Below are 22,022 nucleotides of genomic sequence, written 5' to 3'. Positions count from 1 at the left end.
CACCGGCAGCGGCCCCGGCGCGAGCCCCCGCCCTGCGTCTCGTGCCGCCGGATGGTGGGAAACACGGGGCCGAACGGGGGTCGGTCCACGGGTGGCGGTCAGGGGTGCGGGGTGGGGTGTGGCACGGTCGCGGGGCCATTGCCCGGCACCGACTGACGCTTTCGGTCCTCCCGATCCCCGCCCTCTCCCGATCGGCCAAAGGCTCCTCATGCGACTGCGTACGTCCCATCCGCTCGCTCCGACCGCCCTCGCCCCGACCGCTCTGGCGCTGTGCGTGACGTTCTCGTCGGCCCCGGCGCAGGCGCTGGATCCCCGCCCGGACTGTGTCTCCTCCGACACTCACGACTTCCCGATCAGGACCCGGGTCCACGGCGGCCCCGACAGCTACCGCGCGGGCGGCGACCCCGGGACCTGGTACATCGACCTCACGAACACCACCGCCCACCCGTGCGGGGCGATCCACCCGGTCGTCGTCCTCGTGGACGAGAAGCGGACCCTGCGTCCCGAGCAGGCACGGCTGGAGTTCTACGACGGGGAGCGGGCGCACCCGGTGCGGTTCGAGCGGAGCGACGAGGCCGAGAACGTGGGACCGTTCGACGACGGCTTCCCCGGGTTCACCGTGGCCCCCGGCCGCACCCTGACGGTGAAGGTGCGCCTCTCCCTGGCCTCCGGGGCGACCGCCCCGAACTCCGTCGTCGTGAACGCGGCCCTGGTGCAGAAGCACGGCGCCGACGGCGACTGGGTGGGGGAGTCGAACGCCTACCGCTTCCGGATCGAGGGCGCCCCCGGGGACACTGACGCGCAGGCGGGCCGCGACCCCGGGACGGGCGAGGACCAGGACGCCACCCCGGACACCGGCACCGGCGCGAGTCCCGCCGTCAGCGCCGCCGCCACTGCCGGCCCCGGCACCGGCTCCCGTACGGGCAAGGACAGCGGGACCGCCACCGGGAGCGCCACGACGGCGCCGCCCCCCGCCCAGCTGGCCATGACCGGCCAGGGCAGGCCGAACCGGCCCGCCCTGGCCGCGCTGGCGCTCGTGCTCGTCGCCTTCGGAGCCGGACTGTTCGCCCTGGCCCGCCGGATCCGCCCGCGCCGGCGCTGACACCGCGCGAGCCCGGACCCCGGCCGTGGGGCCCGGGCGAGGCCCCGCCCGGCCCGGCCGCGCCCGTGACGCCCTGACTAGGCTGGGCGCGTCGGCACAGCGTCGTTCCGGCAGCCCCGGGTTCGCGTGCGTACGTACGCCAGGACGGCTAGGAGACCCAGCACATGTCAGAGCGCAAGCCGATCGAGTCGTGGCTCACCGACATGGACGGTGTCCTCATCCACGAAGGCGTGCCGATTCCCGGCGCCGACGCCTTCGTCAAGAAACTGCGGGAGTCCGGGAAGCCCTTCCTGGTCCTGACGAACAACTCCATCTACACGGCCCGCGACCTGCACGCCCGGCTCAAGCGCATGGGCCTGGACGTACCGGTCGAGAACATCTGGACCTCCGCCCTCGCCACCGCCAAGTTCCTGGACGACCAGCGGCCCGGCGGCACGGCGTACGTCATCGGCGAGGCGGGCCTGACCACCGCGCTGCACGACATCGGGTACGTCCTGACCGACCACGAACCGGACTACGTGGTCCTCGGCGAGACCCGTACCTACTCCTTCGAGGCCATGACCAAGGCCGTCCGGCTGATCAAGGGCGGCGCCCGGTTCATCGCCACCAACCCGGACGAGACGGGCCCCTCCACCGAGGGCCCGCTGCCGGCCACCGGGGCGGTCGCCGCGCTGATCACCAAGGCCACCGGCAAGCAGCCGTACTTCGCGGGCAAGCCCAACCCGCTGATGATGCGGACCGGCCTGAACGCCATCGGCGCGCACTCCGAGTCCAGCGCGATGATCGGCGACCGCATGGACACCGACGTCCTGGCCGGTCTGGAGGCGGGGATGCAGACCTTCCTCGTGCTGACCGGACTGACCACGCCGGAGGAGATCGAGCGCTACCCGTACCGGCCGTCGAAGATCGTCGACTCGATCGCGGACCTGGTCGACCGCGTCTGAACCCAGGCCGAGGTCCGGGCGGCGGGCCGGGGCATGCCCGGGTCCCGGTCCGAACGCCCGCGTGAGCCCGGCCGGTTCCAAACCCGCCGTGCGCACGGACCCGTACGGAGCAGTGGCGGCCCGCTGAAGATGCGGGCCGCCGCCGCGAGGGGGAGTCTCCAGTTGTCTGGAGGTTTCACGATGCGCTCAGTGCGACTCACTCTCTGCGCCGGCGCGGTGGTCGCGGCCGCTCTCACGCCCGCCGCGTACGCGGCCGACGCGGGACCGGCCGGTGTCTCCGTGAACCCGATGTCCCCGGCGGCGGGCAGTGACATCCGGCTGCGGGCCATGGGCTGCGCGGGCCGGACGGGCACCGCGGCCTCGGACGCCTTCGTCTCGGCCGCGCGGCTGACCGGCCCGGGCGGCGGCGGGCTCGTGGGGGACACCCGGGTGCGTACCGCGCTGCCGCCGGGAAGCTACGGCATCCAGGTCGACTGCGACGGTCACCGCGACCGGGTCGAGGGCACGCTCACCGTCCCGGCACCGGACTCCTCCCCGAGCGTGTCCGCGCCCGCCTCACCGGTCGCGCCCGTGAACGCGGGCGGTGGCGGCACCGCCCGGCTCGCCGCCGCGAACGACGCCCACGCCGCCGGACCCGGCGTCAAGCAGGCCGTGGTCGGTCTGGTCCTCGCGAGCGTCGCCGTGATCGCCGTCGCGGTCCGCAGCGCGCGCCGGGGCGACGACGGCCGCGACTGACATGGCCGAACCGGAGCGTTCCCCCGGCGTCGGCCGGCTGCTGACGGGCGTGGCCTGGCTGGTGCTGCTGCTCGGGCTGTGGCTGTGGGGCCGCGAGGTGACGGATCTGCCGCTGGGGACCTCCTCGCCCACCACGGGGGACATCGCGGCCGTCGGACGGCCGCCCGAGGTACGGCTGCCTCCCGCGCTCAAGCCCCTGGGTGCCGCCCGTCCGCAGCGCGTCGACATTCCCTCGATGGGGGTGCAGGCCCCGGTCGTGGAGCGCGGGCTCGACGGGCGCGGCGCGATCGATCCGCCGCCGTTCGACCAGCCGGGTGTGGTCGGCTGGTACGCCTCGGGGGCGAAGCCGGGGGCGGCGGGTACGGCCCTGATGGTCGGCCACGTCGACACCGAGACCCGGCCCGCGGTCTTCTACCGGCTCAGCACCGTCAAGCCCGGCGACACCGTCCGGATCATGCGGGACGACGGGACGGTCGCCGAGTTCACCGTGGACGACGTCCAGGTGCTGCCGCGCGACCGTTTCGACGCCCGGCAGGCCTACGGGGCGCACCGGCCGGGGCGGGCCGAGCTGCGGCTGATCACCTGCGGCGGGACCTTCGACCACACCAGTGGCACCTACACGGCGAACGTGGTCGTCTCGGCGTATCTCACGGGGAGCGGCCTGTGAGGCGCGGCGGCGCGGTGCGTGCGGTGGGGAGCGGCGGCGGGCGGTGACGCGGGGCGGGCGCGGCCCGGCGTGGCGCGCTCGCCCGGTACCGGGCCCGGTCGGCGGCCGGATCCCCCGAAGCCGCCGACCGGGCTGGTCCTCGACCGCGGGCGCACGGGTTGCGGGAGTAACCCGGCGCCGGCGCGGGAGGTCATCGGCCCGTCCACCGGAGTGACGCGTTCGGGCCGGAGCAAGCAAGTGGCCTGTTATGGAGGCCACTTGAGCCCACCCTAGAACGGATGAGCGCTGCGGTTCCTAGACTGTTTGACGCCAAGTCCGCGGCGGGCCGCCGGCCCCCGTGAGCCGTCTCCGGGCATGACGAAAGGCCCCCTCGTTCTCACGAGGAGGCCTTCCGGTCGGTGCGCCGCCAGGGACTCGAACCCCGGACCCGCTGATTAAGAGTCAGCTGCTCTAACCAACTGAGCTAGCGGCGCCTGCTGACAGGGAAAACTCTACCCGACCCTCGGGGGTGCTCCCGACCGGGCCGGCGGCGCCGGGGTGGCCGAGGGTGGCCCCGTACATCATTCGGACCGTCAACGTGCGGCCCCGGATGACAGTTGAGAAACTGACGAATGTGCAGAATTGCGGACATTTCAATCTTGAGCGTGAGGGGCGTCACATGAAGGCTCCGGTCTTCGAGGAAGTCGATCCCGCGAGTGACTGCGATTGCCCCGGATGCGTCCACTGGCGGCGTGTCCTGCCCTTTTCCTCCCGGCTCGGGCCGTCCGGACCTCTGGGTCATCCGGCGGCCCGCGCCCATGTCCTCGCGCGCGCGGGGGTGGCGCGTGCCCCCATGGCGCTGGCCCTGGCCGCCGCCGCGGGGTCCGCGCTCGGCGCCGTGCCGGCGGCCGCCGCCGTGCACGCACCCCTCCGGCCCGGCGTTCCCCCGGCCGGCGGACAGCAGGACACCCCTCAGGGTCACCGGTCACCGCTGCACGGCCCCGCCGGGAAACCGGCACTGCCCGTCAGGCCAGGCAAGGCGGTCCGGGCGACGGCCACCACGCGGACCGCGATCCTCAACCGGGCCATGACCTGGATCGACGCGCAGGTGCCGTACAGCATGGACGACTACTGGCGGGACGGGTACCGGCAGGACTGCTCCGGCTTCGTCTCGATGGCCTGGAACCTGCCCGGCAACGAATGGACCGGAAGCCTCGACAGCTTCGGGGTGCGGATCAGCCGGGACCGGCTCCAGCCGGGCGACATCCTGCTCTTCCACAACCCCGACAACCCCGAGAAGGGCTCGCACGTCGTCATCTTCGGCGGCTGGACGGACCACACCCACACCCAGTACGTCGCCTACGAACAGGCGCCGCCGCACGCCAGGAAGCAGCCCACCCCGTACGCGTACTGGACGAACTCGGACCGCTACGTGCCCTATCGCTACCGGGGGATCACGGAGGGCGCGGGCGGTGCCCTGCCGTCCTCCTCGACCCGCTACCCGGGGGCCGCGTACTTCGGGACCGGCGCGAACAACGCCTACGTCACCCAGCTCGGCCGGCTCCTGGTGGACCGGGGCGGCCGCCGCTTCTACACCAAGGGGCCCGGTCCGCGCTGGTCGGCGGCGGACCGGCGGGCGACCGAGGCGTTCCAGCGGGCGCAGGGCTGGAAGGGAGCCGACGCGGACGGGCTGCCGGGTCCGAAGACCTGGTCGTACCTGGTCGGCGGGAAGGGCCGGAACATTCCCGCCGTGACGGCCGGACCCGGATCCTCGCACACCGTGCCCGGCTATCCCGGGCGCGCGGTGTTCCGGCCCGGAGCGAACGACGCCCATGTGACCCAGCTGGGAAAGCAGCTGGTCAAGAAGGGGTTCGGCACGTACTACGCATCGGGCCCGGGGCCGCGCTGGGGCGAGGCGGACCGGCGCAACGTCGAGGCGTTCCAGCGGGCCCAGGGCTGGCGCGGCGGCGCGGCGGACGGCTACCCGGGACCGGAGACCTGGCGGCGGCTCTTCTCCTGAGCGGAGCGGCCGGGCTCCCCACGGCTCGTGAACACACTTCCAGGCGCGGAGGCATGGAGGCAGCTATGAGTACGACGACGTCAGACACCCCGGAGTCCGAGGGAGCACCCCCGGCGGACCTCCGGTCCGACCCGGCGGCCGAGTGCGGGGGCGGTCACCGGTCCGCCCGGCTCATCCACAACGAGGTCACCACCGAGATCCCCGTCCATCTGCTCTTCCGCGACGACCCCGACCCGGTGGCCGTGCCGCTCGCACCCGCCGTCGTGGGCCGCAGGCGGGGTACGGGGGAGCAGCCGAGGGTACGGCGGCCCGCGCCCGGCAGGCCTCCGCGCCCGGTGCCGGAGGCCGATCCCGAGCTGGTCGAACGGCCCGCGCGGGTGCTGCCGGGCGCGGCGGGAGTGCTGGCCGGGGCCTGTGGTGTGGCCGGATGTGCTCTCACCACCTGGTGGGCGGGCCTGCTGCCGCCCTCCGTGCTGGCGGCGCTCGAGCTGCACGGGCGCGCGGGCGTGGGTCTCGGGCCCGCGCAGTGGGCGGCGTACGCGGGGGCCGGCGCCCTCGGTCTGTTCGGCTTCGGCGGGCTCGCCCGGGGCAGGACCGGGCGGGCCTGGGTGCTCGGTCTGTTCGGGCGCTACCGGGGCACGGTCCGGCGCACCGGTCTGATGTGGGTCAACCCGCTGGTGCTGCGCCGCCGGGTCGACGTGCGGCTGCGGCACTGGCGCAGCGAGCCGATGTCCGTGGTCGACTCGAACGGGGTCGAACTGCGGGTGGTCGTGCTCGTCGTGTGGCGCGTCAAGGACACCGCGCGGGCCACGCTCGCGGTCGACGACCACCGGACGTATCTGCGCGAGTGCGTGGAGGCGGCCCTGTCCCGGGTGCTCTCGCAGCTGCCGGCCGAGCTGCCGCCCGCCGTCATCAGGGACCTGACCCTGCGCAACACGGACGCGGTCGGGGAGGCGCTGACCCGGATGGTGGCCGCGGACACGGCCCCGGTGGGTCTTGAGGTCTTCTCGGCGCAGCCGACCCGGATCGAGTACGCGCCGGAGATCGCGGCCGTGATGCAGCGCCGCCGGATCGCGGCCCTGGACGCGCAGCACCGCGACAGCGTGCTCGGCTCGGTCGTCGACTCGGTCGAGGACACGGTGACCCGGCTGACCCTGCGCGGGCTGGTCGAACTGGACGACTACGAACGCAAGGCGCTGGTGAAGGACCTGACGGTGGCGTTCTGCACGGGACGCGGGGAGATGTCCCCGTAGTCCTCGTGGACCTCGTGGACCTCGTACCCCTCTTGGCCTTCGTGGACCTGGTAGGTCTCGTAGCCCTCGTGGATCGCGGGCCCGGGTGGAAGCGGCCGGCCGGAGCGGAGCGGAGCGGGCGGGTCGGCCATTGGTATGGACATGTTCAACTACCCGCAATAATCTGGCACTTGGTCTAGACCTGAACCTCGCGCGGGCGCCTCACGGGAACATCCCCCACGTCCTCCAGGAGCGGCAGCATGCGCACACGGACGAACCATCACCCCACCCGCCGGTCGCGCACCGGCCGGAAAGCGAAGATGTACGCGGCGGCGCTCGGCCTCGCGACGGCGGGCACCTTCGTGCTCTCCACCGGCGGAGCCAGTGCCCACGGCTACACCGACCAGCCCCTCAGCAGGCAGAAGATGTGCGCCGCGAACGGCGGCATCGTGGCCGACTGCGGTGACATCCAATGGGAGCCGCAGAGCGTCGAGGGACTCAAGGACTTCCCGGCGGCCGGTCCGGCCGACGGCAGCATCTGCTCCGCCGGGCACGCCAACTTCGGCCAGCTCGACCAGCCGAAGACTCCGGCCGGCACCGCCTGGCCGACGACCAAGGTCACCGCGGGCCAGACCTACACGTTCCGCTGGCAGTTCACCGCGATGCACGCGACGACCGACTTCAAGTACTTCATCACCAAGACCGGCTGGAACCAGAACCACGCGCTGACCCGCGCGGACCTGGAGACCACCCCGTTCCTGACGGTCCCCTACAACGGACAGCGCCCCCCGGCCACGCTCACGCACACCGGCACGCTGCCGGGCGGCAGGACCGGGCACCACGTCATCCTCGGGGTGTGGACGGTCGCGGACACGACGAACGCGTTCTACTCCTGCGCGGACGTCACGTTCTGAGCCCCGGCCTCCTGAGCTGAACCCGGGCCTCTGAGCCCCCACCTCCGAGGCCCGAGTTCTGAGCCTTCCTTGAGGCGCTGACGGTGCCGGGGCGGGTATGTTCCCCGCACGTCGACATGACCATGCCGACGTGCGGGGAACAGTGCCGGACCACCGGGGGATCGTCATGAGTGTGTTCTTCTATGCCATACCCAGCCTGATCATCGTCGGGGTGCTCCTGATGGCGGCCGCTACGGTGCGCCGCGCGTTGGAGCTGCGCAACGCCTGGAGCAGCGGACTGACCGCGGAGGCGCGCTGCCTGCGCTCGTACACGACGGTCGGCGGGGGCGGCAACGACACCGCCGTCACCACGACCCTGCACCACGTCTACGAGTTCACCACCCGCGACGGCCGAGCGATCCGCTTCGAGGAGCGCAACGGCCCCGCGACCGTGGTCGAGGGGGACATCGTCCCCGCGTACTACACCGCCGGGCGTCCCGAGAAGGCCACGGCGCTGCCGCCGAGCCCGGGCAAGGCGTTCGCGGGCACCCTCGGCATGCTGGTGTTCTGCGGCGTGATCGTCAGCTTCTGCGTCGGCTTCATGATCACCTTCCACGAGATGTCCTCCGGCGTTGACGGGTTCCTCGGGGGTTGACGCACGAGGCTCCCCATCTGACGCACCGTCAATTATCTTACGTCGCCATGGACTCCAGGAGGCGTACCGTCGGGGAGCTCGTGCGGGAGCGGTGGGGCGACCACCGGCCGGGGCTGTGGTTCGAGGGACACGTGATCAGCCATCACCGGGTGGCGGCGGGCGCCGCGGCACGGGCGGCGCTGCTCGCCGACCTGCTGCCGCCCGGCGCCGAGCCGCACGTAGGGGTGCTGCTCGACAACACCCCCGAATACCCGCTGTGGTTGAGCGCGGCCGCCCTCGCCGGTGCCGCCGTCGCGGGGATCAACCCGACCCGGCGCGGCCCCGAACTGGCCCGCGACATCGTCCACACCGATTGCCGGATCCTGGTCACCGAGCGGGCCCGGCTGCCGCTCCTCGACGGACTCGAACTCCCCGGCGTACGCGTCCTGGTGACCGGTACGGACGCCTACGCCGAACTCCTGAGGACCTACGAGGGAGCGAAGCCGGACGACTCCGGGGCGAGTCCGGACAGCCGGTTCCTGCTGCTCTTCACCTCCGGCTCGACGGGCGCGCCCAAGGCGGCGATCTGCACCCAGGGCCGGATCGCCGCCGCCGGGCGCTCGCTGGTCGACCACTTCGGAGTGCGCGCGGACGACACCCACTACATCTGCATGCCGATGTTCCACGGCAACGCGGTGATCGCCGACTGGGCCCCGGCGCTGGCGGCCGGCGCGGGGATCGCGCTGCGCCGCCGCTTCTCGGCCTCCGGGTTCCTCCCCGACGTACGGGCCTGCGGGGCCACGTACTTCACCTACGTCGGAAGGGCCGTGCAGTATCTGCTGGCCACGCCCGCGCGTCCGGACGACCGGGACAACCCGCTGCGGATGGGGTTCGGCACGGAGGCCGGCGCGGTCGACGCGGCCGCCTTCGAGGAACGTTTCGGGGCGCGGCTGGTCGAGGGGTACGGCTCCTCGGAGGGCGGCGCCTCCGTCCAGCGCGTGCCCGGCACCCCGGCCGGGGCCATCGGCCGGGCGGCGCCCACGGACGACCTCGCGGTGATCGACCCGGACACCGGGCGCGCGTGCCCGCCCGCCGTGTTCGACGGAGCCGGGCGCCTGCTCAACGGGGACACGGCGATAGGGGAGTTGGTGAACCGCGGCACCAGTCTCTTCGAGGGGTACTGGCGCAACCCCGAGGCCGAGGAGGCCCGGCGCAGGGGAGCGGCGCCGGGGCGGGGGGAATCCGGCTCGGGGGAGGACTGGTACTGGACCGGTGACCTCTTCTACCGCGACGCCGACGGCTTCCTCTACTTCGCCGGACGGACCGACGACCGGCTGCGCGTCGACAGCGAGAACCTCGCCGCCGCGATGATCGAGAACATCCTCGCCCGGTACGAGGACGCCGCCGCCGTGGCGGTGTACGCCGTGCCGGATCCGGTGGCGGGCGACCAGGTGATGGCGGCGCTCGCGCTGAAGGACGGCGCCCGCTTCGAGCCCTCGGCCTTCGCCGGATTCCTGCTCGCCCAGCCGGACCTCGGCACGAAGATGGCACCCCGGTTCCTGCGGATCGTGGACCGGATGCCGGTCACCGCCACCAACAAGATCCACCGGGTGGCCCTGCGGCGCGAGGGCTTCCGCGGCGCCGATCCCGTGTGGTGGCGGCCCCCGGGCGAGCCGGCGTACCGGAGGCTGACGGCGGCGGATGTGGACGCCCTGGTGGCCGGGTACCGGGCGCACGGCCGGGAGGAGTTGCTGACCCGGTAGCGCCGCCGCGACGGTCCGGTGGCGGCGGGAGGCATCCCGGCCGCCTTCCGCGGGGAGGATGTCCGGGCACATGTGCCGAGGGGCCCTGCGCCGGAGGCCCGGGCCGAGCGAGGAGGGGCGTCGCGTTGCCTGATCCGGGTCGCGGACACGGAACCCGCGGGGCGAGGCCGCCGCGGCTCCCGCTCCTGCGGACGGCATCGGTGACGCCGGTGAGATCAGGGGTGTCGGTGACCTGTGCGGCGTGGGCGGCGGCGAGGCCGGCACCCGGAGGGGAACTTGTCATGCCCCTGCGGTCCAGGTCGCCTCCCGGGCGGCCCGCCGCCACGACCGGGTGCGCTGCCCGGCGGTCCGGCCGCCACGACCGGGTGCGCTGCCCGGCGGTCCGGCCGCCACGACCGGGTGCGCTGCCCGGCGGTCCGCGGTTCCGGCCGGGGCCGGGCGCTCTCCTGAGACTCCGCGCGCCTCCCGAGATGCAGCCGCCCGGCGATCGGCGGATCTGGCCCTTAGGCGGATCTGGCCGATCGGCGTGCCCGGCGGACCTGGCCCTTCGGTGGATCTTGCCCATCGGCGGACCTGTCCCATCGACGCGCCCGGCGGATCGGCGCGCCTGACCGATCGGCCCGGCCGGGGTCCGCGTGTCCCGGCACGGCGATCCGACGCCCCCCCACCCCACCCACCTCGACGCATCCGAAAGGCAATCATGTCCCCCACACATGACACGCTCGACCGCGGACACAATGACGATCTGCTCGGGTTCGTCCGGGCCAGTCCCTCGCCGTACCACGTGGTGGCGAGCGCGGTGCAGCGCCTGGAGAAGGCGGGATTCGCGGAGCTGCGGGAGCGGGACGACTGGGCGGCCGGGGCCGAGGGCGGCCGCTACGTCGTGCGCGGGGGAGCCCTGCTCGCCTGGTACGTCCCGCCGGGCGCCCCCGCCGGCACCCCGTTCCGGATCGTCGGCACCCACACCGACTCACCGAACCTGCGGGTCAAGCCCGCGCCGGACACCGGCTCGGCGGGCTGGCGGCAGATCGGCGTGGAGATCTACGGCGGGGTGCCGCTCAACACCTGGCTCGACCGGGACCTCGGCGTCTCGGGGCGGCTGGCCCTGCGGGACGGTTCGACCCGGCTGGTCCGCGTGGACAAGCCGCTGCTGCGGGTGCCGCAGCTCGCCATCCACCTCGACCGGGCCGTCAACGAGGGGCTCGCCCTGGACCGGCAGCGGCACATGACCCCGCTGTGGGGGCTCGGCGGCCGCGAGCCCGGCGCCCTGCTCGGCCGGCTCGCGGACGCGGCCGGCGCCGAGGCGGCGGAGGTCCTCGGCTGGGACCTCATGCTGCACGACATCCAGCCGCCCGGATATCTGGGCGCGGACGAGGAGTTCATCGTCGCGCCGCGCCTCGACAACCAGATCTCGGTGCACGCGGCGGTCACCGCCCTGGTCGCCGCGGCGGGCTCGGAGCATCCGCCCGCGTCCGTACCGGTGCTCGCCGCCTTCGACCACGAGGAGGTCGGCAGCGGATCGGAGACCGGCGCCCAGGGTCCCTTCCTGGAACGGGTGCTGGCCCGTTCCGTGACCGCCAGGGGCGGTGGCCGCGAGGACTTCGACCGGGCCGTCGCCGACTCCCTGTGCGTCTCCTCCGACATGACCCACGCGGTCCACCCCAACTACGCCGAACGCCACGACCCGGACCACCGGCCGCTGCCCAACGCCGGCCCCGTGATCAAGGTCAACGTCAACCAGCGGTACGCCAGCGACGGCGTCGGGGTCGCCGCGTTCGCCGCCGCGTGCGAACGGGCCGGGGTGCCCTGGCAGCCGTTCGTCTCGCACAACGCGATGCCGTGCGGGACGTCGATCGGTCCGATCGCCGCGGCCCGGCTCGGCGTCACGACGGTCGACGTGGGGGTGGCGGGGCTGTCGATGCACTCGGCGCGCGAACTGTGCGGGGCGCGGGACCCGGAACTGCTGGCGCGGGTGCTGACCCAGTTCGTCACGGCGGGGCGGGCCGGATGACCCAGGACACGCGAGAGGCCCCCCACAGGAGTGGAGGGCCTTCGTCGAGGTGCGCCGCCAGGGACTCGAACCCCGGACCCGCTGATTAAGAGTCAGCTGCTCTAACCAACTGAGCTAGCGGCGCATGACTCTCGCCCACCGCTTGCGCGGTCGGCGACAAAAGAAATACTACCTGGTCCGTGGGGGTGCTTCCGACCAGCCGCGCGCGGGCCGCGGGACCCTTCTGTGCGCCGGCTGTCAGATCGCCAGGGAGAGCAGCACCGGAGCCGCTTCGCGGTTCAGCGTGTCCGCGGCGCGTCGCAGGCGGTGGGCGTGTTCGACCGGGAGGGACAGCGCGAGGCAGCCGACGGAGGAGCCCGCCGTGATCGGGACGGCCGCGCAGACCGTGCCGATCGCGTACTCCTGGAGGTCGAGCACGGGCACGGTGGCCGGCTGGGAGTCGAGACGGGACAGCAGGAGCCGCTCGCTGGTGATGGTCCGCGAGGTGAGCCGGGCCATCTTGTGCCGGGCGAGGTGGTCGCGGCGGCCGTTGTGGTCGAGCTGGCCGAGAAGGCTCTTGCCGACCGCGCTGGCGTGCGCGGAGGAGCGGAAGTCGACCCATTCGTTGACCGCGGGGGTGGCCGGGCTCTCCGCGTACTGGGTGACGTGCACCTCGCCGTCGATGTACCGGCTGATGTAGATGGCGGCGCCGACCGAGTCGCGGAGCCGGTCGATCGTCTGCTGGAGCTTGTCGCGCAGCGCCTGCTCGCGGCCGTGGGCGGAACCGAGCCGGCCGAGGGCGGCGCCGGTGACGTACGCCCCGTCCGTGACCTGTTCGACGTACCCCTCGCGGCGCAGCATGCGCAGCAGTCCGCTCAGCCGGTCGGTGCCGAGGCCGGCCCTGCGGGCCAGTTCGGTCGCCGTGACGCCGGTGGTCTGCTGCGAGACCGTCTCCAGGACGCGCAGCGCGTCCTGGGCCGAGTGGTACGGCGCGGTCGGCTCGTTCATCAGCGCCACGGTTTCCCCCTGCGCTTCATGGCCCGGCTCAAAAATGACGTCGGCCCGGACGGCTGGGCTCCTTACACGATAACGGCCAAAGTGCCGTCCGCGGCGGTCTGTTGACGAGATTCGTGGTGCGCTCCATGCCTCTCAGCAGGAGCGCACCACTCTGGCATATGCCAAAGGCATGGAACCCCGGGCATGCCCCGGCGGCCGGACCTCGCGCCTTGCCGGGAACACTCCCTCACGCCCCTCGCCCGCTCCCCGGCTTCAGAGGACCGCGCCGAGGAATTCCCTGGTCCGCTCGTGCTCCGGATCGCCGAAGATCTGCTCCGGCGGCCCGGACTCGATGACATGGCCGGAATCGAACATGAGGACCTGGTCCGAGATGTCCCGGGCGAAATTCATCTCGTGGGTCACGCAGAGCATGGTGATGTCCGTGGTGTGGGCGATGTCACGCAGCACGTCCAGGACGCCCGCCACCAGTTCGGGGTCGAGCGCGGACGTCACCTCGTCCAGCAGCAGGATCTGCGGCCGCATCGCCAGCGCCCGGGCGATCGCCACGCGCTGCTGCTGGCCTCCGGACAGCCGGCCGGGACGCTCGTCGCACTTGTCCGCGAGGCCGACCAGGTCCAGCAGCCCCCGGGCCCGCTCCTCGGCCTCGTCCCTGGACAGTCCGAGGACGGTCACGGGCGCCTCGGTGACGTTCCGCAGCACGCTCATGTTCGGGAACAGGTTGAACTGCTGGAAGACCATCCCGATCTTCTTGCGGACCTCGCGGATCTGCTTGCCCTGCGCGGGGAACAGCCGGTCACCGGCGACCGTGATCGTGCCCTCGTCCGGGTGGGTCAGGGTCATCAGCAGCCGCAGGATCGTCGTCTTGCCGGAACCCGAAGGGCCGATCAGCGTGACGTGCTTGCCGGAGTCGACGCGGAAGTCGAGCCCGTCGAGGACGGTGTTGTCCCCGAAACGCTTGGTGACCTTGTCGAAGCGGATCAGCTCGCTGCCGTCCACCGGGGGATTGGCGAGGTCGTCCAGGGGGCTGGTCTCGGTGTTCGTATCAGCGGACAAGGCGTCGCTCCAGGGCTCGCAGCAGCAGGGAAGCCGGGTAGGAAATGAGGATGAAGGCCACGCCGATGACCGTGAGCGGCTCCGTGAACTGGAAGTGCTGCTGCGAGTACAGCCGCGCCTCGCCGAGCATCTCCAGCACGGTGACGGTCATCAGCATCGGGGTGTCCTTGAGCATCGCGATGACGTAGTTGCCGAGCGCGGGCACCACACGGCGGACCGCCTGCGGCAGGATCACCGCCGTCCAGGTGCGCCGCGTGGGCAGGCCGAGCGCCGTCGCCGCCTCCCACTGGCCGGCGGGCACGCCCTCGATACCGGCCCGGTAGACCTGCATCGTGTACGTCGAGTAGTGCAGCCCGATCGCGATGACACCCGTGGTCAGCGCCGAGAACGTGATGTTCCACTCGGGCAGCACGTAGAAGAGGAAGAACAGCTGCACCAGCAGCGGGGTGTCGCGCACGAACTCGGTGACCGCCCCGACCGGCCAGCGCACCCAGCGCGTCGGGGCGCGCATCAGCAGCGCCCACACCAGTCCGAGGACGAACGAGATCACCGAGCCGAGGGCCAGCGCCTTCAGGGTGACCAGCAGGCCGTCCCGGAAGTGCGGCATGAAGTCGCCGACGGCGTTCCAGTCTCAGGTCATGAGGCACCACCGATCGTCGTCTTCTTCCCGAGGGGTACGGCGCTCATGACGCACCCCCGCCCGTGGCGGCACCGGCACCCGCACCGGCCGTCGCGGCCCGCTTCGCCTCGCGGGCAGGCCTGCGGTCCGGCGCCCTGCCGACCCCGGCCTTCAGCCGCTTCTCCAGACCGCGCATGAGCCGGGTGAGCAGGAAGGCGATGACGAAGTAGATGAGCAGGACGTACGTGTAGACCTCCGCGCTCTGCTGGAGGGCGAGCCGCACCAGGTTGGCGCTGAACGTCAGATCGCCCATGCCCATCACGGAGACGAGTGCCGTGCCCTTGAGCAGTTCGACGAGCAGGTTGGAGAACGGCGGGATCATCTCCGGCACGGCCTGCGGCAGCAGGACCAGCCGCATCCGCTGCCAGGGCGTGAAGCTGAGCGCGATACCGCCCTCGCGCTGCGCCGGATCGACCGCGTTCAGCGCGCCGCGCACGATCTCGGAGCCGTACGCCCCGTAGGTCAGGCCCAGCGCCAGGGTGCCCGCCCACAGCGGGACCAGCTGCCAGCCGAAGGCGAGCGGCAGCACGAAGTACACCCAGAAGATCATGATGAGTGCGGAGGTGCCGCGGAACACCTCGGTGTAGAGGCCCGCGAGGAAGCGGACGGCCCACAGCCGCGAGGTGCGCGCGATTCCCGCGACGAAGGACATGGCCCCGGCCAACAGTGCGCTGAGGAACAGCAGTTGGACGGTGACCCAGATCCCTTCGAGAACGAGTTTCCAGAGTCCCGATGTCATCCGCGGCACAGCTCCTTCGCGGTCATGTCGGTCATCTCGGCCCTGGTGAAGCCGAACGGCCGCAGAATCCGGAAGAGTTCGCCGCTCCGCTTCATCTTCCGCAGCTCACCGTTGAAGGCGTCCCGCAGCCGTGTCTCGGACGAGCGGAAGGCGAAGCCGCCGCCGTCGACGTGCGGCTTTCCCTTGACCAGGGGCGCGAAGGGCTTGGTGCTCTCGGCCTTGGCGGACTTCTTCACCACCTCGCGGACGGTCAGAGCGGTCCCCGCGAAGACGTCGGCCCGCCCCGCCTCGACGGCGTTCAGGCCGGCGACCTGGTCGGGCACGATCAGGATGTCGCTCTCCTTGTACCCGGCCTCGACCGCGTACTGGATCTCTGCGTAGCCGGTGCCCGTGGCGAACCTGGCCTGCTTCGCCACGACGTCCTTGTAGTCGTGCAGCCCCTTCGGATTGCCCTTGCGCACGACGAACGCGTCGAGCATCTGGTAGTCGGGGTCGGCGAAGATCACCTGCCGGCAGCGTTCGGCGTTGATGTACATCCCGGCGGAGACGACGTCGAACTGCTGCGAGTCGAGCCCGGGTATGAGCGAGCCGAACTCGGTCGGCACCGGTTGGACACGCCGTACTCCCAGCCGTTCGAACACGGTCCTGGCGAGTTCCGGCGCCTCTCCGGTCAGCCGTCCGTCCCTGTCGATGTAGCCGAAGGGGATCTCGCCCGCGATGCCGAGACGGACGACGCCCTGCGCCTTCAGCCGGTCGAGGAGATCGCCTCCGTCCGTCGAGGACGCCGTGGCCACGCGGCTGCATCCGGAGGCGCCGAGCGCACCGAGCGCCGCGACCCCCGCGAGCAGCGACCGGCGGGTCGTCCCGGGCGGATGTCTGTCGTTTCCCGTGGCGTTTGCGTCTGCGTTCCCAAGTGGTGGAGCCATGGCCGCGCGGCTACCCGAGCGCATGCGATGTATGCGAACCGCTTCGGGCATCGCGGGCGGTTCAGTGTCCCGGCACGTACCCGCGCTTCTTGTCGACCACGTTCGCCAGTGGTCCGCCGGCGGCCCAACGCTCGTACAACTCCACGAACTGCGCGCCCAGTTCGTCCCGCCAGCCGACCGTGTCCCCGCTCATGTGCGGCGACACGATCAGACCGGGGACGTCCCACAACGGGCTGTCACGGCCGAGCGGTTCGTGCCGGAAGACATCGAGGGCCGCACCCGCGATCCACCGTTTCGACAGTGCCTCGGCGAGCGCGTCCTCGTCGACGAGCTGCCCGCGTCCGACATTGATGAAGCGGGCCGAGGGCTGCATCATCCCGAAGCGCCGGGCGTCGAACATCCCGCGCGTCTCCGCGGTGAGCGGAGCCGCGGACACCACCCAGTCGGCGCGCGCCATCAGCCGGTCCAGCTCACCGGGACCGTGGATCCCCGTGCGCGGGACGCGTCCCACCAGGGCCGTGGTGACACCCAGGGCCTTGAGCGTGCGGACGATCGCGCGCCCGATCGGCCCGGACCCGACCACGCAGGCCCGGGTCCCGGCCACCCGCTGCGACTCCCGGTGCCGCCAGGTGTGCTGCCGCTGGAGGTCCCAGGTCCGCGGAAGGTCCTTCGCCATCGCGAGGACCAGAGCGGCCACGTACTCGGCGATCGGCCGGTCGAAGACACCGCGCGCGTTGGTCACCACCGTGTCGGAGGCGGCCAGCTCCGGGCACATCAGATGGTCCACGCCCGCGCTGGCCGTGTGCACCCAGCGCGGCCGCGGCCCCTCGCCCGGCCACGCACGGCGTACGGCCTGCGAGGCGAAGTCCCACACGAGCAGGACGTCGGCGTGCGGCAGGCGCTCCGCGAGCGTGGACTCGTCGGCGTGCTCGATCCGCACCCGGCCGGTGAGCCGGCCCAGCCGGGGGAGCGGGTCGGCGTCGAGGACGAGCAGGGTGGCGGGGGACGGCGGACGGGACGATCCGGGGGCCGTACGGGCGTTCATCGGGGAAACCGTTTCGCCATGCGAGTCCGCTTCTCTGGAGATCCTGGGGCGAGGTGACCGGGGGGAGAGGGGGGTGCCGACCGGGGGCCGGGGGCGGCCCGACGTGTCCGGGACGCGCGGATCGACCACGCCCGCACCCGAACCTACCGTCGTCAACACGGGCTCGCATACGGTCCGTTGCCCGCCCGTTTCCCCGCGTCGGGCCCGTGCCCGCCCTGGGGGTCCTCCCTCGTGCGGCCCGTGGCCGGAGGCGGGACCGGGGGTGGCGGCGGTCTCGGCCGACCAGGTGAGGAGGTGAGCGCCGTTGCGCCGACTGGGTACCCGAGCGGTGGGCCCTCGTCGGCGGCTGATTGATCCGGCCGCCCGCAGGGGACCCGTACTTCTCGAAGCTACGGAAGGTTGGGCATGACCTCACTCGGAATCCTCTACCCGGGCCACGCGGCCGAGGACGACTACCCGCGCATCGAGCAGCTGCTCGGCAGCGACGTCCGCCTCACCGTCGTCCACACGGACACGGCGGAGGACGCCCACCGCGTGGACGCGCTCCTCGACCTGGGCTCGGCACCCCGGCTCGCTGCGGGCGTCGAGGAGCTGCGTCTGTCCGGAGCGGAGGCCGTGCTCTGGGCGTCCGCGGGCGGCAGCTTCGTGCACGGAGCGCAGGGCGCGCACGAGCAGGTGCGCGCCCTCGCCATGGCGGCGGGCGTGCCCGCCTCCTCCACGTCCTTCGCCTTCGCGCACGCGGCGCGGGAGATCGGTGCGAGGAGGGTAGCCATCGGGTCGGCCTGCCCCGACGACGTGGTCGCGCTCTTCGCGGAGTTCCTGAAGGAGACCGGCACGGAGGCGGTCGCGGTGCGCGGCTCCGCGGCCGTCACCGCCGCCGAGCCGGCCGGCTGGGACTACGACGGCGTCCTCGCGCTGGCCCGCGCGGCGGACCACCCGGACGCCGACGCGGTCCTCCTGCCCGACACGGCCCTGCACACCGCCGCCCACCTCACGGACCTGGAGAAGGACCTGGCCAAACCGGTCCTCACCGCGAGCCAGGTCACGGTCTGGGAGGCCCTGCGTCTGACGGACCGCCGGGTCAACGCCCCCCGCCTCGGCTCCCTCTTCACCAGGGAACCCGTCATCCAGGCGTGAACATCCAGCCCCTCGGGCGGGAAGCTCCGGCCCTTCCGGCGTTTGAGGAGAGGGGTCCGGGGCGGAGCCCCGAGGAAAGGGACGGGCAGGGGCGGAGGGGGCGAAACGACCCGCCCCCGGCCCGCGAGCGGGAATAACCGGAGACACCCTCCTGTTCGCAGGGGGAAGGAGACAACGCGTACGCAACAGGAGGCACCCCGGTGGACGAGACGGCCGAGAGGGACGAGATCCGAGGCACGGCACAGGGCACCGCCCCCGTACCCCTGTCGGTACTGGACCTCGTCACCGTGGGCGCGGGCCGCACCGCGACCGACGCCCTCCGCACCAGCGTCGACATCGCCCGCCTCGCGGAATCCCGCGGCTTCCACCGCTACTGGGTGGCCGAGCACCACTCGATGCCCGGCGTGGCCAGCTCCTCGCCCGCGGTGATCCTCGCCCACCTGGCCGCCCACACGGACCGCATCCGGCTCGGCTCCGGCGGAGTGATGCTGCCCAACCACGCCCCGCTGGTCATCGCGGAGCAGTTCGGCACGCTGGAGGCGATGGCCCCGGGCCGCATCGACCTCGGCCTCGGCCGGGCCCCGGGCACCGACGGGGCGACGGCCGCCGCGCTGCGCCGCACCCAGCGGCTCGGCGAGGGCGCCGACGACTTCCCCGAACAGCTCGCGGAACTCGTCCGCTTCCTGGACGACGACTTCCCCGACGGCCACCCCTACGCCCGGATCCACGCGGTTCCCGGACCGGTCCAGGCGACCTCGCCCGGCGGCGTCCAGTCCCCGCACCGGCCGCCGGTCTGGCTGCTCGGCTCCTCCGGGTTCAGCGCCCGCCTCGCCGGGGTGCTCGGGCTCCCCTTCGCCTTCGCGCACCACTTCTCGGCGCAGAACACGATCCCGGCGCTCGACCTCTACCGCGAGTCCTTCCGCCCGAGCGCTGTCCTCGACGCCCCGTACGCCCTCATCGGGGTCGCCGCCATCGCCGCGGACGAGGAGAAGGAGGCCCGCAGGCAGGTGCTGGCCGCCGCCCTGAGCATGGTCCGCCTGCGCACCGGGCGCCCCGGTCTCGTGCCGACCCCCGAGGAGGCGGAGGCCTACGCATTCAGCCCGATGGAACGGGAGTTCGTCGGGTCCTGGAACGCCAATGTCATCCACGGCACCGCCGACGAGGTGCGCGCCGGCCTCGACGAGCTCCAGAAGCGCACCGGGGCCGACGAGTTGATGATCACCGGCAACGCGCACAGCGGTGACGTGCGGCTGCGCTCCTACGAACTGATCGCGGACGCCTACGGGTTGACCGGGGACCGGACCACTCAGGTCTGAGGGCAGACCGGTGACATCAGGAGCGCGGAGATGCGTTCCGGTGTCACCGGCCTCGAGTACAGCCAGCCCTGGCCGTGGTCGCAGCCGATGCCGCGCAGCCGCGCCGCCTGCGAGGCGGTCTCCACGCACTCGGCCGTGACCGTGAGGCCGAGCCGGTGGGCCAGCTGGATGAGCGCCTCGACGATGACCTCGTCGGCCGGGTTCGGATGGCCCGAGGACCCGTCGGCGTTCTCGTACTGGAAGCCGCGGACGAAGGCGCCGTCCAGCTTCAGCACGGACACCGGGAGCCTGCTCAGATAGGCGAGGTTCGAGTAGCCGGTGCCGAAGTCGTCGATGGCGATGCGGACCCCCATGTCGCTGAGGGCCTGGAGCGCCTGGAGCGGACGGCCGGCCGAGCCCATCACCGCCGACTCCGTCAGCTCCAACTGGAGCAGATGCGGAGCCAGTTGGGTCTCCGCGAGGATCTTCGCCACGTCCGCCACCAGGTCGGAGTCCCAGACCTGGCGTACGGCGACGTTGACGCTGACGAAGATCGGCGGGGCCTCGGGGCGGTCCAGCTGCCAGCGGCGCGCCTGGCGGCAGGCGGTGGCCAGCACCCAGCGGCCGAGCTGGACGATCGAGCCGTCCTCCTCGGCCAGTCCGATGAACCGGTTCGGTGTGAGGGTCCCGAACCTCGGGTGGTTCCAGCGCACGAGAGCCTCGACCCCGTGCAGACCGCCGTCCTCCATGCCCACCAACGGCTGGTACTCCAGGGCGAATTCACCCCGATCGACGGCCGCGCGGAGCGTGGACGACAGAGCCTGGCGGGTCATGCGATGCGCGTTGCGCTCGGGGTCGAAGAGCGTCCAGCGGCCCTTGCCGTCCGCCTTCGCCCAGTACAGCGTGGTGTCCGCGGCCTGCATCAGACCGGTCGCCGTGGTGCCGGAGGCGCGCCGCTCGACGACCCCGATCGACGCCGACAGGGACAGCCGCTGCCCCGACAGGTCGAACGGCGCCTGGAGCGCCTTCAGTACGGACTCGGCGAGGTCCGCGAGCTGGTCGGTGCCCGTGGAGTCCTCGACGAGCAGCGCGAACTCGTCCCCGCCCAGCCGTGCCACCAGCGGAGCGGCCGCCCGCGTGACGCCCGCCTCCTCGGCGCAGCGGGTCAGGCGTTCCGCGACGGCCGCGAGCAGCCGGTCGCCGACGCGGTGGCCGAGCGTGTCGTTGACCGCCTTGAAGCCGTCCAGGTCCAGATAGCAGAGCCCGATCCGGCCGGTGCCGCACTCCTCGTACGCCTCGGCCTCAAGGGCCGCCGTCAGGCGCTCGAAGAACAGCACCCGGTTGGGCAGCCGGGTGACCGGGTCGTGCAGCTGCAAGTGGCGCAACCGCGCCTGGAGTTCACGCCGTACGCCGATGTCGGTGACCGAGATCAGGACCGCCTGCTCCTGCGGGGGCAGCGGCGCGATCGTGACCTGCGCCCAGATGACATGGCCGTCGGGGTGCTTGAGCCGGCGCGTGCAGCGCAGCCGGGCCTGGCTCCCGCCGAGCATCTCGCGGTACGCGTGCCAGGTGCGGGTGTCGGAGGCGAGGTCCACCAGATCGGCCGCGGGCCGGCCGACGAAGGTTCCCGCGCGGGCGCCGAGCAGCGTGCCCAGGGCCTCGTTGGCGGTGACGACCAGGCCGTCGCGGTCGACCACGGCCATCGCGAGAGGCGCGGTGGCGAAGGCCGCGTGGAAGGTGCGGAGTGACGTTCCGTCGGGGGCCGCCGGAGGTGCGGGCGTCCCGGAAGGCGGCCCCGGCGCCACGGACGGTACGGAGGGGGCGAATGGGCCGGGAGAGGTCCCGGCGGACGGACGAGAAGACGTGTCGACGTGACGTTCTGTGACGGCCGGCCGGACGAGGTCTCCCGCGGGCGCCGGCCCTTCGGACGTTCCGCTCACCGCTCGCTCCCGCAGTGCACTCGTTCTTCGTATGGGTCTCTCGGGGCGGTCGGCCGGTGATGGGCGGCCGCACAAGCCGTGTCCGTGCAGGAAAGTGTGCCGATCATAGAGGCTGCCCCCGAAACGGTGCAGCCACTGTCCAGTGTCCAGGAACAACCAGCTGTTCTGACAGATCGTTTCTGCCTGTTATCCGGACGGTTCCCTCTCTCATCGAGCGCAGGTGACGTTCCGT

The 22,022-nt window shown here is 72.5% G+C and carries 19 protein-coding genes and 2 tRNA genes; 12 read left to right on the top strand and 9 right to left on the bottom strand.

All coding sequences use genetic code 11. The annotated features are described in order from the left end of the window. Nucleotides 1-208: 208 nt before the first annotated feature. From WJM95_RS11740 to WJM95_RS11725, 4 genes are all read left to right on the top strand, one after another. Nucleotides 209-1,102 carry a hypothetical protein gene (locus WJM95_RS11740; RefSeq protein WP_339129536.1) on the top strand — a complete coding sequence of 298 codons (894 nt, stop codon included), beginning with the start codon at nucleotides 209-211 and terminating at the stop codon, nucleotides 1,100-1,102. Between the two features lie 164 nt (nucleotides 1,103-1,266). Further along, nucleotides 1,267-2,046, top strand: a complete 780-nt coding sequence (locus WJM95_RS11735) for an HAD-IIA family hydrolase (protein ID WP_339129535.1) — start codon at nucleotides 1,267-1,269, stop codon at nucleotides 2,044-2,046. Between the two features lie 180 nt (nucleotides 2,047-2,226). Then, nucleotides 2,227-2,781, top strand: a complete 555-nt coding sequence (locus WJM95_RS11730) for a hypothetical protein (protein WP_339129534.1) — start codon at nucleotides 2,227-2,229, stop codon at nucleotides 2,779-2,781. A 1-nt stretch (nucleotide 2,782) separates the two neighbouring features. Further along, nucleotides 2,783-3,448, top strand: coding sequence for a class F sortase (locus WJM95_RS11725; protein ID WP_339129533.1), 666 nt, complete (start codon nucleotides 2,783-2,785; stop codon nucleotides 3,446-3,448). Between the two features lie 399 nt (nucleotides 3,449-3,847). On the opposite strand, the gene WJM95_RS11720 is transcribed toward WJM95_RS11725, so the two are convergent. Continuing rightward, nucleotides 3,848-3,921 (bottom strand) — tRNA-Lys (locus WJM95_RS11720). Between the two features lie 185 nt (nucleotides 3,922-4,106). Between WJM95_RS11720 and WJM95_RS11715 the strand changes: the two genes are divergently transcribed. From WJM95_RS11715 to WJM95_RS11690, 6 genes are all read left to right on the top strand, one after another. Further along, the gene (locus WJM95_RS11715) at nucleotides 4,107-5,447 is read left to right on the top strand and encodes a peptidoglycan-binding protein (protein WP_339129532.1); all 1,341 of its coding nucleotides are present in this window, start codon (nucleotides 4,107-4,109) and stop codon (nucleotides 5,445-5,447) included. A gap of 65 nt (nucleotides 5,448-5,512) precedes the next feature. Next, nucleotides 5,513-6,700: an SPFH domain-containing protein gene (locus WJM95_RS11710; protein ID WP_339129531.1), complete on the top strand. Its 1,188-nt coding sequence runs from the start codon at nucleotides 5,513-5,515 to the stop codon at nucleotides 6,698-6,700. Between the two features lie 239 nt (nucleotides 6,701-6,939). Next, the gene (locus WJM95_RS11705; protein ID WP_339129530.1) at nucleotides 6,940-7,593 is read left to right on the top strand and encodes a lytic polysaccharide monooxygenase; all 654 of its coding nucleotides are present in this window, start codon (nucleotides 6,940-6,942) and stop codon (nucleotides 7,591-7,593) included. Nucleotides 7,594-7,759: 166 nt separating this feature from the next. Next, nucleotides 7,760-8,227: a DUF3592 domain-containing protein gene (locus WJM95_RS11700; protein WP_339129529.1), complete on the top strand. Its 468-nt coding sequence runs from the start codon at nucleotides 7,760-7,762 to the stop codon at nucleotides 8,225-8,227. Between the two features lie 47 nt (nucleotides 8,228-8,274). After that, nucleotides 8,275-9,969: an AMP-binding protein gene (locus tag WJM95_RS11695; RefSeq protein WP_339129528.1), complete on the top strand. Its 1,695-nt coding sequence runs from the start codon at nucleotides 8,275-8,277 to the stop codon at nucleotides 9,967-9,969. 700 nt (nucleotides 9,970-10,669) lie between these two features. Beyond that, on the top strand, nucleotides 10,670-11,980 hold the full coding sequence (locus tag WJM95_RS11690) for a M18 family aminopeptidase (RefSeq protein ID WP_339129527.1): 1,311 nt from the start codon (nucleotides 10,670-10,672) through the stop codon (nucleotides 11,978-11,980). A 50-nt stretch (nucleotides 11,981-12,030) separates the two neighbouring features. On the opposite strand, the gene WJM95_RS11685 is transcribed toward WJM95_RS11690, so the two are convergent. The 7 genes from WJM95_RS11685 to WJM95_RS11655 all read right to left on the bottom strand — a co-directional run bounded on the left by WJM95_RS11685 (nucleotide 12,031) and on the right by WJM95_RS11655 (nucleotide 17,418). Next, nucleotides 12,031-12,104, bottom strand: a tRNA-Lys gene (locus tag WJM95_RS11685). Nucleotides 12,105-12,217: 113 nt separating this feature from the next. Beyond that, the gene (locus tag WJM95_RS11680; RefSeq protein WP_339129526.1) at nucleotides 12,218-12,976 is read right to left on the bottom strand and encodes an IclR family transcriptional regulator C-terminal domain-containing protein; all 759 of its coding nucleotides are present in this window, start codon (nucleotides 12,974-12,976) and stop codon (nucleotides 12,218-12,220) included. A 252-nt stretch (nucleotides 12,977-13,228) separates the two neighbouring features. After that, the gene (ehuA, locus tag WJM95_RS11675) at nucleotides 13,229-14,029 is read right to left on the bottom strand and encodes an ectoine/hydroxyectoine ABC transporter ATP-binding protein EhuA (RefSeq protein ID WP_339129525.1); all 801 of its coding nucleotides are present in this window, start codon (nucleotides 14,027-14,029) and stop codon (nucleotides 13,229-13,231) included. Continuing rightward, the gene (gene ehuD / locus WJM95_RS11670) at nucleotides 14,019-14,636 is read right to left on the bottom strand and encodes an ectoine/hydroxyectoine ABC transporter permease subunit EhuD (protein ID WP_339129524.1); all 618 of its coding nucleotides are present in this window, start codon (nucleotides 14,634-14,636) and stop codon (nucleotides 14,019-14,021) included. Before ehuD ends, ehuA begins: the two co-directional genes overlap by 11 nt. A gap of 76 nt (nucleotides 14,637-14,712) precedes the next feature. After that, complete coding sequence (gene ehuC / locus WJM95_RS11665) at nucleotides 14,713-15,447, bottom strand: ectoine/hydroxyectoine ABC transporter permease subunit EhuC (protein ID WP_339129523.1); 735 nt, start codon at nucleotides 15,445-15,447, stop codon at nucleotides 14,713-14,715. After that, nucleotides 15,444-16,373: an ectoine/hydroxyectoine ABC transporter substrate-binding protein EhuB gene (gene ehuB / locus WJM95_RS11660; protein ID WP_339129522.1), complete on the bottom strand. Its 930-nt coding sequence runs from the start codon at nucleotides 16,371-16,373 to the stop codon at nucleotides 15,444-15,446. The genes ehuC and ehuB overlap by 4 nt, the downstream gene beginning before the upstream one ends. A gap of 61 nt (nucleotides 16,374-16,434) precedes the next feature. Then, entirely contained in the window at nucleotides 16,435-17,418 is a 984-nt protein-coding gene (locus WJM95_RS11655; protein ID WP_339129521.1) for a D-2-hydroxyacid dehydrogenase, read from the bottom strand. Between the two features lie 405 nt (nucleotides 17,419-17,823). Here WJM95_RS11655 and WJM95_RS11650 point away from each other — a divergent pair, with 405 nt between their 5' ends. Beyond that, on the top strand, nucleotides 17,824-18,555 hold the full coding sequence (locus WJM95_RS11650; RefSeq protein ID WP_339129520.1) for a decarboxylase: 732 nt from the start codon (nucleotides 17,824-17,826) through the stop codon (nucleotides 18,553-18,555). A gap of 200 nt (nucleotides 18,556-18,755) precedes the next feature. Next, on the top strand, nucleotides 18,756-19,871 hold the full coding sequence (locus tag WJM95_RS11645) for an LLM class flavin-dependent oxidoreductase (protein ID WP_339129519.1): 1,116 nt from the start codon (nucleotides 18,756-18,758) through the stop codon (nucleotides 19,869-19,871). Here the strand turns inward: WJM95_RS11645 and WJM95_RS11640 are convergent. Then, the gene (locus WJM95_RS11640; RefSeq protein ID WP_339129518.1) at nucleotides 19,862-21,790 is read right to left on the bottom strand and encodes an EAL domain-containing protein; all 1,929 of its coding nucleotides are present in this window, start codon (nucleotides 21,788-21,790) and stop codon (nucleotides 19,862-19,864) included. The two genes, WJM95_RS11645 and WJM95_RS11640, sit on opposite strands and share 10 nt — an antisense overlap. Between the last annotated feature and the right edge of the window lie 232 nt (nucleotides 21,791-22,022).

The organism is Streptomyces sp. f51 (genome assembly GCF_037940415.1).
Lineage (GTDB): Bacteria > Actinomycetota > Actinomycetes > Streptomycetales > Streptomycetaceae > Streptomyces.
This window is presented reverse-complemented; position numbering and strand designations above follow the sequence as displayed.

Excerpts from the sequence above, each read along its gene's own strand:
- WJM95_RS11740 (WP_339129536.1), top strand. The coding sequence starts at position 209 with ATGCGACTGCGTACGTCCCATCCGCTCGCTCCGACCGCCCTCGCCCCG.
- WJM95_RS11735 (WP_339129535.1), top strand. The coding sequence starts at position 1,267 with ATGTCAGAGCGCAAGCCGATCGAGTCGTGGCTCACCGACATGGACGGT.
- WJM95_RS11730 (WP_339129534.1), top strand. The coding sequence starts at position 2,227 with ATGCGCTCAGTGCGACTCACTCTCTGCGCCGGCGCGGTGGTCGCGGCC.
- WJM95_RS11725 (WP_339129533.1), top strand. The coding sequence starts at position 2,783 with ATGGCCGAACCGGAGCGTTCCCCCGGCGTCGGCCGGCTGCTGACGGGC.
- WJM95_RS11715 (WP_339129532.1), top strand. The coding sequence starts at position 4,107 with ATGAAGGCTCCGGTCTTCGAGGAAGTCGATCCCGCGAGTGACTGCGAT.
- WJM95_RS11710 (WP_339129531.1), top strand. The coding sequence starts at position 5,513 with ATGAGTACGACGACGTCAGACACCCCGGAGTCCGAGGGAGCACCCCCG.
- WJM95_RS11705 (WP_339129530.1), top strand. The coding sequence starts at position 6,940 with ATGCGCACACGGACGAACCATCACCCCACCCGCCGGTCGCGCACCGGC.
- WJM95_RS11700 (WP_339129529.1), top strand. The coding sequence starts at position 7,760 with ATGAGTGTGTTCTTCTATGCCATACCCAGCCTGATCATCGTCGGGGTG.
- WJM95_RS11695 (WP_339129528.1), top strand. The coding sequence starts at position 8,275 with ATGGACTCCAGGAGGCGTACCGTCGGGGAGCTCGTGCGGGAGCGGTGG.
- WJM95_RS11690 (WP_339129527.1), top strand. The coding sequence starts at position 10,670 with ATGTCCCCCACACATGACACGCTCGACCGCGGACACAATGACGATCTG.
- ehuD (WP_339129524.1), bottom strand. The coding sequence starts at position 14,636 with ATGCCGCACTTCCGGGACGGCCTGCTGGTCACCCTGAAGGCGCTGGCC.
- ehuC (WP_339129523.1), bottom strand. The coding sequence starts at position 15,447 with ATGACATCGGGACTCTGGAAACTCGTTCTCGAAGGGATCTGGGTCACC.
- ehuB (WP_339129522.1), bottom strand. The coding sequence starts at position 16,373 with ATGGCTCCACCACTTGGGAACGCAGACGCAAACGCCACGGGAAACGAC.
- WJM95_RS11655 (WP_339129521.1), bottom strand. The coding sequence starts at position 17,418 with ATGAACGCCCGTACGGCCCCCGGATCGTCCCGTCCGCCGTCCCCCGCC.
- WJM95_RS11650 (WP_339129520.1), top strand. The coding sequence starts at position 17,824 with ATGACCTCACTCGGAATCCTCTACCCGGGCCACGCGGCCGAGGACGAC.